We start from the raw sequence: 11968 nt of genomic DNA on the forward strand, positions 1-11968 counted from the left end.
CCGCTCAGCCCTTGAGCGCATCCATCGCGAGTTCGAGCGAGCGCGTCCGCGCTTCGGGATCAAAAGTTGCACCGGCCAGCATGATCTCGTCGGCGCCGGTGCGATCGACGAAGCGCTGGATTGCGTCACGCACTTGGTTCGGCGTGCCCACGGCGCTGGCCTGGCCGATATGATCGAGCATGGCGCGCGCATTGGCAGGCAACGTGTCGCGATAGCCATCGATCGGCGGCGGCAGCTTGCCCGGCGAGCCGGTGCGCAACCGGACGAAAGCCTGCAGTTGCGAACTGGCGATACGCTCTGCCTCAGCCTCTGTCTCGGCGCAGAAGAGGTTCATGGCCGCCATGACATGCGGGCGATCGAGCGCCGCCGAAGGCTCGAAATTGCGACGATAGAGTTCGAGCGCGGCGTCGAGATGGTCGGGCGCGAAATGGCTGGCGAAGGCATAGGGCAGCCCGAGCCGGGCGGCGAGCTGCGCTCCGAACAGGCTGGAGCCCAGCATCCAAAGTTCGACATCGGCGCCCTGCCCCGGGGTCGCTTGGATCGGCAGGCTGGGATCGCCATCGAGGAAGGCGCGCAGCTCGACGACATCCTGCGGGAACATCTCCGCGGCGCGGTGGAGGTCCTTGCGCAAGGCGCGCTGGAGCTCGGGACCCGCGCCGGGCGCGCGACCCAGCCCGAGATCGACGCGGCCCGGGAACAGCGCGGCCAGCGTACCGAACTGCTCGGCGATCTGGAACGGGGTGTGGTTGGGCAGCATGATGCCACCCGAGCCGATCCGGATGGTCGAGGTGGCATTGCCGATATGCGCAAGCACGACCGAGGTCGCGCCCCCGGCGATCCCCGCCATCGCGTGGTGTTCGGCGACCCAGAAGCGCGTGCAACCGGTTTTCTCCGCGGTGCGCGCGAGATCGACGACGGCGCGAAAGGCCTCCTCGAGCGATCCACCCTCGCGAATGGGGACCAGATCGAGAATCGAGAAATCGGTCATCGCTGGGCAGTTCCTTCATTGGACAATTGCGCGATATAGGCGCGCGCACGGTCAGCCTCGGCGCCATCGGGCGCGACCAGCAGCACCGATTCGAAGCTGCGTCGCGCATCGTCGGGACGATTGGCCAATGCGGCGATCACCCCGGCCTCGAGCCCGACGACCGGATCGCGCGGGGCCAGTGTGGCCGCCTGCTCGATCTGGCGCTGGGCTTCCATCAAGCGCCCGAGCTGCCGCGACAGTTTCGCCGAAAGCAGCCAGGCGCGAGGATCGCCCGGGTTGGCCTGGCGGGCGCGGTCGAGCGCGGCCAGCGCGTCCTCGGGTCGTTCGGCAGCGACGAGCGCGCGCGCGAGGTCGATCTCCAGCCCGGTGGCAATGTCTTCCTGTCCGGCGCTGTTGGCATCGGCGATGGCGCGTTCGAAATGGGGGATGGCCGCCCCCGCCTGGCGTCCGGCCATAGCGGCATTGCCCGCCATGGCGCCGAGCCGCGCGCGATAGGTCGGATTGTCATCGCCAACCTCGCCTCGCGCGACCGCGAAAATGTCGCGCGCTTCCTCGTAACGCTCCATCCGGACCAGTGCGAGCCCCTGGCAATGTGCGGCCTGGGCGCGCTCCGCGTCGCGCGCATTGGCGCGCCAGCTGGATGCGCTGTCATAGGCCGCTTCGGCATCTTCGGCGGTAAGCCGCAGGCATTCGACCAGCCGCGACGTCTGCGCAGCGACCGGACTGGTGGCGGCAGCGGACGCAGTGCGCGCGCGCTGCTCTTCCAGCTCGGGCGGCACCCCGATCGGCGGCGTGGCGGCGGGATTGGGCCCGACCTGCATGGCAAGGAGAAGTGCGGCGGAGATGATCACGAGTGGGTCCCTTCGGCAATCAGGGTTTCGACCTGCCTCAGCAGGAGCGCGATGTCGCTATCGCGGGACAGGCGGTGATCGCCGTCCTTGACGAGGGTGACCTGTACATCGTCCGAACGCAGCGCTTCGGCCAGTCGCAGACTGATCTCCCATGGCACGTCGGCATCCCGCTGGCCGTGCAGCAGACGGACCGGGCAATCGAGCGCAATCTCGCCGCCGAGACGCAGATTGGCCTGCCCATCGGCGAAGAAGCCCGGGTGGAGCGGCGTGGGCTCGGGCCCATTGGGGTTGGGATCGAGCAAAGTCTCGCCCGCTTCGAGCCGGGCCTTGTCCTGCGCAGAGCGGCCCCATTGAGTGAAATCGGGCGCGGCGGCGATGCCGACCATCCCCGCCAGCCGCGCGCCCAGTGCCTCGCCCACCAGCAGCATCAGCCAGCCGCCCATCGAGGAGCCGATCACCACCACCGGGCCCTCGATCAGCGCCTCGATCAGGCCAGCGACCTCATCGCGCCAGCGCGAGAGCGTTCCGTCCGCAAACGAACCCGAACTCTCGCCGCAGCCCGAATAGTCGAGCAGCAGGCAGCTGCGATCCTGCGCCCTGGCCCGGTCGAACAGCGCTGTCGCCTTGCTGCCCGCCATGTCGGACATGTAGCCGGGCAGGAAAACCAGCGCGGGCCCGCTTCCGCGGGTGAGGCGGTAGGCGATCCGGCGGCCATCGGGCAGGGTATGGAATTGCGTGGTGTCGATCATGGACGCGCGCTTCTCGACCCCGCGGGCGGGGATTGCAACCGTCAGAAGAATTCGAACTCCTCGACGTCGGGATCCGCCTCGCACATCCCCTTCAGATCCTCGAATTCGGACGGGGTGAGGATGGGATCGTAATTTGCACCCTCCGTCGCAGCATTGCGATAGGCGCGGGCGCGGGAGCCGGCGGAGGGGTGGCTGGCGATCCAGCCGGTGATGTCGGTCCCGGAACCGTTATCCGCATCGTCATCCGCATCGTCATCCGTACCGGCACCGGATTCTTTCGCCATGCGTTCGAAGAATTCCGCTGCACCCAGCGGCGAGACATTGCTCTGCGCCATCCGCGCGCGCGCGAACTCGTCCGCCTCGCGCTCGGCGTCTCGCGTATAACCCATCGCCGCGAGCCCGAAGACGGTGTCGCCCAATCCCGAATTGGCACCCGAAAGCAGGATCGAAAGGCCGAACTGGCGCAGCAGCGCGGTCATCACGTGCCGTTCGCGAACGTGTCCGACCTCGTGGCCGAGTACCCCGGCCAGTTCCGCGGGGCTTTCCGCCTGTTGCACCAGTCCGTCGAACAGCATGACCTGCCCGCCCGGTAGCGCCACGGCGTTGACCATGTCGATATTGGCGATACCCGCCCGCACCTGCCGGTCGGCGGGGTCGACCGCGTCGAGCAGCTTGGCGAGCGCGGCGTCGCCTTCGGGCGTCGAGCACAGCCGGTTGCCGAAATTGCCGATCATGGCCTCGCCGATGCGGGCTTCGAAAGACTCCGGAACGCGCGGCCCCAGCCATTCGGGCGCGGTCATGAAAAGCGCTACGGCGGCCGCGCTCGCGACGCCGAAGACGACCACCGCCTTGCCCAGCCCGAGACGGTCGATCCAGCCGCCATAGCGGCTCGGGGCGGGGAGATGCCGCTCGAACTCCGGAGGCAGGTCGAGCGGCAGGCGCAAGCGAAAATCGGGCAGGCTTTCGCGGCCATAGACCTGCTCCTGCCGCAAGCTCTCGACGAAACGCAGATCTGTGAATGGCACCGTGTGCTGCGCACCGCCCGTTTCGACCAGCAACAAACGATCGCCGCTCCAGGAGGCCGTGCCTTCGCGCCGCAACGCGGTCACCCCGTCGTACCATACTACTGGTATCAGGAAGCCCTCATCGCTCACGTCAGATCGCGCCCACGTCGAAGGCGTCGAGCAGGCCTTCGCCATGCCGTGCCGTCGCAGTGGTGGACTGGGTCAGCTCGTCGAGCAGGATTTCCCCGCGCGCCTCGAGATGCGTCATGAAGAACTTCCAGTGACGGTAGGACAGGAAGATCAGTCCGATGCCGAGCGTGAACACCACCAGAGCGGCGTCGCCCAGCAGCAATCGAATCCAGTCAGGCGTCGAGGCCTCGAAGGAGAAGCCGATATCGCCCCATTGCGTCGATCCGACCGCTTCGCGGTAGAAAGCAGCAAAGAAGGCCACCGCGATCAAGCCCAGACCGAGATAAAAGAACAGCACCAGCCCCACGATCCCGATCATCCCGCCTATCGCGGCACCCTCCTCTCCGCCTATTCCGAAACCTGCCAGCACGCCGGTGAATGCCAGCGCGATGCCGCCGATGAAAATCACGAAGGGCGCCAGGTAGAACAGCAGGAAGCGCCCGAATATCGGACCGGATTTGGCACCGGCGGCAAATCCATAGGGGCCAAAGCTCATCTTGCCCCACCGCTCGTTCCAAAGATTGGTCATCGACCAGGGTATCAGCAGGCCCGCGGGCAGATAGCCGACGAAGGTCTTCCACAGATAGGAAAGGCCGAAGCGGAAGCCGTTGTCGTCCGAACCGCCCCGGATTCCCCGCCAGCGGGTGCGCGAAAGGCGATAGCGCAACGCGCGAAAGCGGGCGAGGCCCGTCAGATAGAACAGGATCACGAAGGACAGCAGCGTCAGCACCGCCGCGATCTCTTCCTGGCCGCGCAATACGAGCGATTCCGCCAGCAGGCCGATCGAGAAAAAGGGCAGCAAGAACAGCACCAGCACGAGCAGGAAGCCGATGAACAGTTCCATCCCCGTGCCCGCCCATTCCAGTCGCTCGTCGACAAATCGGCTGCGCGACCACAGATAGCGTCGCTCGCGGGTCGTCGCCCAGAAGCGGTAGATGCCCAGCGTCACGATGGTGAGCAGGAGATTGGTGAAGGCGATCGGCGCGAATTCGCGCCAAGTCCCGTCGAAGCCGAATGCGCTTTCGGCTTCCTGTGCGTGCTGTTCGCTTGAGATGTCCCGACCCCCCGGTTTCCGATCCGCCGTCTTGTTGAGGTCCTACCAGGCCAAGTCAACCGCAAGCGAGGTTCAGTCGCGCAGGAAGATCGCCTCGATCGGCATGCCGAAGACATCGGCGATGCGAAAGGCGAGCGGGAGCGAGGGATCGTAGCGCCCGGTTTCGATCGCATTGACGCTCTGACGGCTGACCTCGAGCCTGTCGGCCAGCGCCTGCTGGCTCCAGTCTCGTTCAGCGCGCAGCACCTTGAGGCGGTTCTTCATACCGCGCCCCACGAACCATATTCGATCCGGTTGGACACCGCGCCTGCGAACAGCCCGAGGAACCACGCCACCGCGACCCAGTAGGCGTCGAGATGCGGCACCACATCGGCGGTCTCGAGGAAGCCCCAGACGGTTGCCGCGCTGAGCGCGATCCCGGTGGCGATAAGCGACTGGCGCACGACCAGCATGCGGATGAATTCGTCCTGCTCCTCGATGATGAGCCGGCCGACCGCCCAGAATATCCCGATCACCGCCAGTCCGGGCAGCACCGCCAGCACCGAGCGCAGCGCGAATGCCGGGTCGCCCTCGGTGGTCGCGAAGGTGAGAATGCCGAAGGAGAGCAGATACAGCGCGGTGAACAGCGCCACACGCTTGGTGTAGCGTTTCTGGGCCTCCCCCTTGCCGCACAAGCCCCCTGCGGTGCCATCGCGATGCCGCCCCGCGGCGCGCATCAGCGGGATCGTCTGGATTACCGGGACCAGCATCAGCACCAGCGCGGTGTCCGCGTCGATCGCGCCGCTCAACGCGAGCCCGGCAATGGCGCCCAGAGTTCCCAGCAGCAGCCCCGCCCAGAACCGCGCCGTTCGCCCGGTGGTTTTTTCCTTCGTCCCGGTCATGCCCGGTCACCCCCGACGCAGGCCATGGCGCAGCCACGCGATTTGAACAGCGAGGCCGCGGCGAGCACGGGCAGGATGATGATCAAGGTCTGGGCCGAATCCGCCGGAATGAGCTGGACGCGGCCCGTGATGGCCACCGCGATGATGGCGGCGGCCCAGCAGAATGCTTTCGTGGTGGTCGACATTGGTCAAGCTCCCTTGTAAATTGGTAAAGCAAGCTTGCCATTTCGGCCCGCGCTTGTCAAGCGAGCTTTCCATTGCGTATTGGCGAAGCATCCACGATACCGTTCCTGTCACGATGCAGTCACAGCGGGCGGTCACTGCGCCGTGACCCTGGAGGAGAATTGCCGTGTTCAAGACCGAACCCCCCGCCGCCGCCGCGCTTGCTCCGCTCGATCGGCGCAGCCTGCTCAAATCGGGCGTCCTCGGCGCCGGGCTGATCGCCGCGCCGCTCTCGGCGCAGTTCGGCGGGTCGGGGTTCACGCATGGCGTCGCCAGCGGCGAGCCGGGGCGCGACCGGGTGCTGTTGTGGACGCGTTTCGCCGCCGGTGCGGAAACGAAGCTCGAGTGGGAAGTCAGCCCTGCTGCCGATTTCTCGCGCGTCGTCGCATCGGGCGAGGTGATGGTCAGCCCCGCAAACGACAGCTGCTGCAAGACCTTCGCGGAAGGTCTCGAACCCGGCCGCTGGTATTTCTATCGCTTCGTCGCCCCCAATGGCGCGGTCTCCGACGTCGGTCGCACCAAGACCCTCCCCGAGGGCCCGACCGAGCGCTTCCGCATGGCGGTGTTCAGCTGTTCCAACATGGGCTTCGGCTGGTTCAACGCCTATGCGCATGCCGCCGAGGCGAACGAGTTCGACTGCGCGCTGCATCTGGGCGATTATTTCTACGAATACGGGCCGGACAATTATCCCTCGCCCGAGCAGGCGGTCGGCGGGCGCGTGGTCGCGCCGCTGAGCGAGATCGTGGCGCTGGCCGATTACCGGCTGCGCTTCACCAGCTATCGCAGCGATCGCGATCTGCGCCGTCTGCACCAGGTCTATCCGATGATCGCCGGCTGGGACGATCACGAGAGCACCAACGACAGCTGGCATGGCGGGGCGCAGAACCACCAGCCCGAGACCGAGGGCGAGTGGAGCGTGCGCAAGGCGGCAGCGATGCGCGCCTATCGCGAATGGATGCCGGTCTCGGACGAACCCTGGGCGGCCTATGACATCGGCGATCTGGCGACGCTGTTCCGGCTCGAGACGCGGCTGACCGCACGCGCCGAGCAGTTCAGCTTCGCGGAATTGATGCAGGGGCAGGCAAGCCCCGAAGCGGCGCTGCGCGCATTGACCGCATTCCGCCAGGGCGATTACCTCGACCCGTCTCGCGAAATGCTGGGCGCCCAGCAGCAGGCCTGGCTCGCCGAGGGGCTCAAGCGCTCTACCGGGGGCGGCAAGCGCTGGCAGGTGCTGGTCCAGCAGGTGCTGATGGGCAAGCTCGCCACCGCGCCGAATCTCGTCGAATCGCTCCCCGCCGGCGTGCCCGAATATGTCCGCAGCCGGATCGTGGCAGGCGCTCTGGCAAGCCGCGCCGAGCTGCCGTTCAACATGGATGCCTGGGACGGTTATCCGGCGGCGCGTGCGCGGGTTTTCGAGGCGGCGTTGGCTGCCGATGCCAATCTGATCTCGCTCGCCGGCGACACACACAACGCCTGGTCCTTCGATCTCGATCATGCGGGGCAGCGGGTCGGGGTCGAATTCGGGGTGCAATCGGTCACGTCGCCGGGCTTCGAAGGCTACATCCCCCAGCTCGCACCGGCCGATCTCCAGCGTGCCACCGTGGAGTTCAATCCGGAGCTGGTCTGGATGGACGGCTCGCGCCGTGGTTATATGGCCGTGGAACTCACGCCTGAACGGGCGACCAGCGAGTACCGCTTCCTGGGGAGCATCCGCGAGCGCGGGTCGGGAGTGGTCGCGACGCAGCGCGTTTCGACCGCGCTGGGCAACCGCAAGCTGGAACTGGGCTGAGAGGGCCGGCACACCAAAGCGGTTGAAGGACGCGCTGCGCAAGACTAGATTGCGCAGCATGCCGCAATTGCGCTCCACGACCAGCACTACCACCACTCCGGGCTTCCGGGGGCGGGTGCGCGCGGTCTGATCCGCAGCCCTGCCGCCCGGTGTCGGGTGGCGCGGCGTTCCATCCGGTATTTCCTTCGCGAACAACGCCGCACTTCAAGCGCGCCCGTGGTTGTGCCATTGGCGTCGCAAAGGATACGGATGAACCGATGACCGAACTGCTCCAGATCAGCCTGCCCGATGGCTCCACGCGCGAAATGGCGCGCGGCAGCACCCCTGCCGATGTCGCCGCGGCGATCGGCCCCGGCCTTGCCAAGGCGGCGCTTGCCGCGCGGGTGAATGGCGAATTGCGCGACCTCTGCCGCCCCTTCGAAGGCGATGCCGAGCTTGCGCTGGTCACCGCCCGCGACGAGGACGAGGCGCTCGAGCTGGTGCGCCACGATTACGCGCATATCCTCGCCGAAGCGGTGCAGGCGCTGTGGCCGGGCACGCAGATTACCTTCGGCCCGGCCACCGACGACGGGTTCTATTACGATGTTAAGGCACCCGACACGCGCGACCCGTTCTCGATGGACGATCTGCCCGCGATCGAGGACAAGATGCGCGCCATCATCGCCGCCGACAAGCCGCTGCGGCGCGAGGTATGGACCCGCGCGCAGCTGATCGAAAAATGGCAGGCCGAGGGCGAGAGTTTCAAGGCCGAATGGGCGCAGGAACTGCCCGAGGACGAGGAGCTGACGGTCTATTGGTCGGGCGAACCCGATGGCGAGGGTTCCTGGCTCGACATGTGCCGCGGCCCGCACCTGCCCTCGACCGGCAAGCTCGACCCCCACGCCTTCAAGCTGATGCGCGTGGCCGGGGCTTACTGGCGCGGCGACCAGAAGAACGCGCAGCTGACGCGCATCTATGGCACCGGCTGGCTCAACAAGAAGCAGCTCAACGCGCATCTCATGCGGCTCGAGGAAGCGGGCAAGCGCGATCACCGCAAGCTGGGCCGCGAGATGGATCTGTTCCACCTCCAGGAAGAGGCGCATGGCTCGGTGTTCTGGCACCCGCAGGGCTATCGTATCTGGCGTGCGCTCGAGAGCTATATGCGCCGCCGGATGGATGGCGCAGGCTATGAGGAGATCAAGACCCCGCAGCTGATGGATGTCCGCCAGTGGGAGCGCTCGGGCCATTGGGGCAAATATGCCGAGAACATGTTCGCGGTGCCCGACAGCGTCCCCGATCCCGAAGCGGCGGAACAGTCCGGCGGCGCACTGGTCGCCAGCGACAGCGACATGATGGCGCTGAAGCCAATGAACTGCCCGGCGCATGTGCTGGTCTTCAAGCAGGGCATCACCAGCTATCGCGACCTGCCAATCCGGCTGGGCGAGATGGGCTGTTGCCACCGCAACGAACCGCATGGCGCGCTGCACGGCATATTGCGCGTGCGCCAGTTCACGCAGGACGACGGCCATATCTTCTGCACCGAGGACCAGGTGGTGGACGAGGTGCGCGCCTTCTGCCGGCTGGTCGACAGCGTCTACGGCCATTTCGGCTTCACCTACCAGATCAAGCTCGCGCTGCGCCCCGACAAGCGCTTCGGCAGCGAGGAGATGTGGGACAAGGCCGAGAACGAATTGCGCGCGGCCGTCCACGAAGCGGGGATGGCGACCGAGGAATATGGCTGGGAAGAACTGCCCGGCGAAGGCGCCTTCTACGCCCCCAAGCTGGAATGGCATCTCACCGATGCGATCGGGCGGACCTGGCAGGTCGGCACGATCCAGTCCGACCGCGTTCTGCCCGAGCGGCTGGATGCGACCTATATCGGCGAGGATGGCGAGAAGCACCGCCCGGTGATGCTGCACCGCGCGATCTTCGGGACCTTCGAGCGCTTCATCGGCGTGCTGATCGAGCATTTCGCCGGTCGCCTGCCGGTCTGGCTGGCGCCGACGCAGGCGGTGGTCGCGACGATCGTCTCGGATGCCGACGACTATGCGAACGAGGTGACGGCAAAGCTCGAAGCCGCCGGGATCCGGGTGACGAGCGATCTGCGCAACCAGAAGATCAACTACAAGGTGCGCGAACACAGCCTTGCAAAGGTCCCGCATCTGCTGGTGGTGGGCAAGCGCGAGGCCGATGAAGGCACCGTTGCGATCCGCACGCTCGGCGAGAAGGATCAGACGGTGATGACGCTCGACGAGGCGATCGCGATGCTGAAAGACGCCGCGACCCCGCCCGATCTGCGCCCCTGATCCTCATCTGGGAAAATGTCGCCGCTCGAGGCCTATGATTCGCTTGAAATAGCGACGGCGCTTCTTGCGGCGTTCGGGTCCGCCTTCGTGCGTGGATTGACCGGCTTCGGGATGGCGATCCTGCTGGTCCCTATTCTGGCGCTGGCGCTGTCGCCGCTGGAAGCGGTCATCCTGGCCAATTGCCTCTCGTTTGCCATCGGCGTGCTGGAGATCCGAAGACTGGTCCGGGATTGCGAGGGGTCGGCCTGGTGGATTTCGGGGCTGGTCGTGGCAACGACACCATTGGGACTGATCGGACTGGCGGCAACCAGCCCGGGGGTGGCCCGCGTCGCAATCGCGTTGATCGGCCTCTCGGCCTTCGTCGCCATCATCCTGCCGCACGGGTCCGGTGCGAAACCAGGTGGATTGGCAACCGGCGGTGTGGGGGTGATGAGCGGGCTGATGACCGGCTATGCAGGCATGCCCGGACCGCCGGTGGTCCCCTATTACGTTCGTCGTTCCATCGACCGGGAGACTGCAAAGGCATCGATGATGCTGATCTTCACGATCGCTGCCGCAACAGGCCTTGTATCGGGCGCGGCAATCGGCGCGCTCGACCTGCGGCTACCGCTCCTTGCGGCGATGCTGTTCCCTGCGGTGTTGGTCGGCAATGCGCTCGGCAGCCGGTTTTCGGGGCGCATCGCCGACCGGGTGTGGCGCGCGCTGGTTGCGATCGTGCTTGGAGGAGCTGCGCTGGCAGCGATTCTGCGGCTGATCTAACCGATCAGAACGGCACGACAGGCCCGGCCAGGACCAGCGCGAGGGCGCAACCGGTCACGATAATCGCGCGCATCACGTCTGTCAGGCGGGACGAGGCCAGATGCGGGCGGAAGGGAGCCGTGGCTTGAAGCATGGTCCCGTTGTCCACCAAAATCCCTAACGAGGGGTTACGAGGGGCTAGGCCTTCGCTCCGGGCGCGTCTGGGGCCGAGGGCATCTGCTGGCTGGCGCAATGGAAACCGCCGCCGCCTGCCAGTACCGCATCGCCGGGCAGGCCGATCGTGGCGCGATCCGGGAAAAGGTCGCGGATTGCGGCCACGCCGGCGGCATCGTGAATCGAACCGAAGGTCGGCACCACCACCAGATGGCTGGTCACCGCGAAATTGGCGTAGCTCGCGGGCTCGATACGGTCCCCCGAGGTGACAAGCCCGGGCGAGGGAATGCGGACCAGCTCCAACCCGGCCTCTCCGATGCGCCGCGCCGCGTCGTCGTAGATCGCGGCGTTGGGATCGTCGGGTCCGGTCGCTTCGGGGAGCGCGACACGGCCCGGTGCGACGAAGCGCGCCAGATTGTCGACATGGCCATCGGTGTGATCGTTGATCAGCCCATCGCCCAGCCAGACAATGCGCTCGAAGCCGAGATCGCTTTTCAGCCGCGCGGCGATCTCGTCGCGCGACAGCTGCGGGTTGCGATTGGGGTTGAGCAGGCATTGCTCGGTGGTGATGGCGAGCCCGGTGCCATCGCCGTCCACCGCGCCGCCCTCGAGGATCCAGTCGCTCGCCTGCAGCGCCAGTTCGGCATCGCGCGCCAGTTCGGCGCCGATGGTCTGGTCGCCGGGCATGAGATATTTGCCGCCCCAGCCGTTGAAGCCGAACCGCCGCGCCATGCGCCCTTGCTCGCCGAGCACCACCAGCGGTCCGGTGTCGCGCAGCCAGATGTCGCCGTACGCGCGGCGTTCCAGCGTGACCGCCGGGCTCACCAGTTCTCTCGCCCGTGCTTCGTTGGCGGCGTCGCGGACCAGCAGCCTGACTTCCTGCCCGCTCTCGGCGACCGCATTGGCAAAGCCTGCGATCTGCTCCTGCGCGCGCGACAGCACACCCGGCCATTCCTCCGCATCATGGGGGAATCCGATCCACAGCCAGTCCTGCGGCGCCCATTCGGGCGGCATCGTCACGGCCATCGGGAGACCTCGTCTGGC

At 66.7% G+C, this 11968-nt stretch carries 13 protein-coding genes; 3 read left to right on the top strand and 10 right to left on the bottom strand.

The features are described 5' to 3' along the window. Positions 1-4 precede the first annotated feature (4 nt). The 8 genes from A9995_RS13080 to A9995_RS13115 form a co-directional block, all read right to left on the bottom strand. Positions 5-988: an LLM class flavin-dependent oxidoreductase gene (locus A9995_RS13080; RefSeq protein WP_067613733.1), complete on the bottom strand. Its 984-nt coding sequence runs from the start codon at positions 986-988 to the stop codon at positions 5-7. Then, the gene (locus A9995_RS13085) at positions 985-1839 is read right to left on the bottom strand and encodes a tetratricopeptide repeat protein (protein WP_082992719.1); all 855 of its coding nucleotides are present in this window, start codon (positions 1837-1839) and stop codon (positions 985-987) included. Before A9995_RS13085 ends, A9995_RS13080 begins: the two co-directional genes overlap by 4 nt. Beyond that, positions 1836-2588, bottom strand: coding sequence for an alpha/beta fold hydrolase (locus A9995_RS13090; RefSeq protein WP_067613735.1), 753 nt, complete (start codon positions 2586-2588; stop codon positions 1836-1838). The genes A9995_RS13085 and A9995_RS13090 overlap by 4 nt, the downstream gene beginning before the upstream one ends. A gap of 41 nt (positions 2589-2629) precedes the next feature. After that, entirely contained in the window at positions 2630-3742 is a 1113-nt protein-coding gene (locus A9995_RS13095) for a M48 family metallopeptidase (RefSeq protein WP_168157401.1), read from the bottom strand. A 1-nt stretch (position 3743) separates the two neighbouring features. Continuing rightward, entirely contained in the window at positions 3744-4835 is a 1092-nt protein-coding gene (locus tag A9995_RS13100) for a YjgN family protein (RefSeq protein WP_067613737.1), read from the bottom strand. Positions 4836-4907: 72 nt separating this feature from the next. Further along, complete coding sequence (locus A9995_RS13105; RefSeq protein ID WP_067613739.1) at positions 4908-5099, bottom strand: helix-turn-helix transcriptional regulator; 192 nt, start codon at positions 5097-5099, stop codon at positions 4908-4910. After that, complete coding sequence (locus tag A9995_RS13110) at positions 5096-5716, bottom strand: hypothetical protein (RefSeq protein ID WP_067613741.1); 621 nt, start codon at positions 5714-5716, stop codon at positions 5096-5098. The genes A9995_RS13105 and A9995_RS13110 overlap by 4 nt, the downstream gene beginning before the upstream one ends. After that, the gene (locus A9995_RS13115) at positions 5713-5901 is read right to left on the bottom strand and encodes a hypothetical protein (RefSeq protein ID WP_067613743.1); all 189 of its coding nucleotides are present in this window, start codon (positions 5899-5901) and stop codon (positions 5713-5715) included. Before A9995_RS13115 ends, A9995_RS13110 begins: the two co-directional genes overlap by 4 nt. A 164-nt stretch (positions 5902-6065) precedes the next feature. On the opposite strand from A9995_RS13115, the gene A9995_RS13120 reads away from it, so the two are divergent. From A9995_RS13120 to A9995_RS13130, 3 genes are all read left to right on the top strand, one after another. Next, a complete protein-coding gene (locus tag A9995_RS13120) occupies positions 6066-7727 on the top strand; it encodes an alkaline phosphatase (RefSeq protein ID WP_067613745.1) in 1662 nt (553 codons plus the stop codon). 257 nt (positions 7728-7984) lie between these two features. Continuing rightward, positions 7985-10012: a threonine--tRNA ligase gene (gene thrS / locus A9995_RS13125; protein WP_067613747.1), complete on the top strand. Its 2028-nt coding sequence runs from the start codon at positions 7985-7987 to the stop codon at positions 10010-10012. 15 nt (positions 10013-10027) lie between these two features. After that, positions 10028-10771, top strand: a complete 744-nt coding sequence (locus A9995_RS13130) for a sulfite exporter TauE/SafE family protein (RefSeq protein WP_067613749.1) — start codon at positions 10028-10030, stop codon at positions 10769-10771. Positions 10772-10775: 4 nt separating this feature from the next. On the opposite strand, the gene A9995_RS17545 is transcribed toward A9995_RS13130, so the two are convergent. Then, positions 10776-10904 carry a hypothetical protein gene (locus tag A9995_RS17545; protein WP_255360157.1) on the bottom strand — a complete coding sequence of 43 codons (129 nt, stop codon included), beginning with the start codon at positions 10902-10904 and terminating at the stop codon, positions 10776-10778. Positions 10905-10948: 44 nt separating this feature from the next. Further along, a complete protein-coding gene (locus tag A9995_RS13135) occupies positions 10949-11950 on the bottom strand; it encodes an agmatine deiminase family protein (protein ID WP_082992721.1) in 1002 nt (333 codons plus the stop codon). Positions 11951-11968 lie beyond the last annotated feature (18 nt).

Source organism: Erythrobacter sp. QSSC1-22B (assembly GCF_001678665.1).
Lineage (GTDB): Bacteria > Pseudomonadota > Alphaproteobacteria > Sphingomonadales > Sphingomonadaceae > Qipengyuania.

Excerpts from the sequence above, each read along its gene's own strand:
- A9995_RS13090 (WP_067613735.1), bottom strand. The coding sequence starts at position 2,588 with ATGATCGACACCACGCAATTCCATACCCTGCCCGATGGCCGCCGGATC.
- A9995_RS13105 (WP_067613739.1), bottom strand. The coding sequence starts at position 5,099 with ATGAAGAACCGCCTCAAGGTGCTGCGCGCTGAACGAGACTGGAGCCAG.
- A9995_RS13110 (WP_067613741.1), bottom strand. The coding sequence starts at position 5,716 with ATGACCGGGACGAAGGAAAAAACCACCGGGCGAACGGCGCGGTTCTGG.
- A9995_RS13115 (WP_067613743.1), bottom strand. The coding sequence starts at position 5,901 with ATGTCGACCACCACGAAAGCATTCTGCTGGGCCGCCGCCATCATCGCG.
- A9995_RS13080 (WP_067613733.1), bottom strand. The coding sequence starts at position 988 with ATGACCGATTTCTCGATTCTCGATCTGGTCCCCATTCGCGAGGGTGGA.
- A9995_RS13130 (WP_067613749.1), top strand. The coding sequence starts at position 10,028 with ATGTCGCCGCTCGAGGCCTATGATTCGCTTGAAATAGCGACGGCGCTT.
- A9995_RS13135 (WP_082992721.1), bottom strand. The coding sequence starts at position 11,950 with ATGGCCGTGACGATGCCGCCCGAATGGGCGCCGCAGGACTGGCTGTGG.
- thrS (WP_067613747.1), top strand. The coding sequence starts at position 7,985 with ATGACCGAACTGCTCCAGATCAGCCTGCCCGATGGCTCCACGCGCGAA.
- A9995_RS17545 (WP_255360157.1), bottom strand. The coding sequence starts at position 10,904 with ATGCTTCAAGCCACGGCTCCCTTCCGCCCGCATCTGGCCTCGTCCCGC.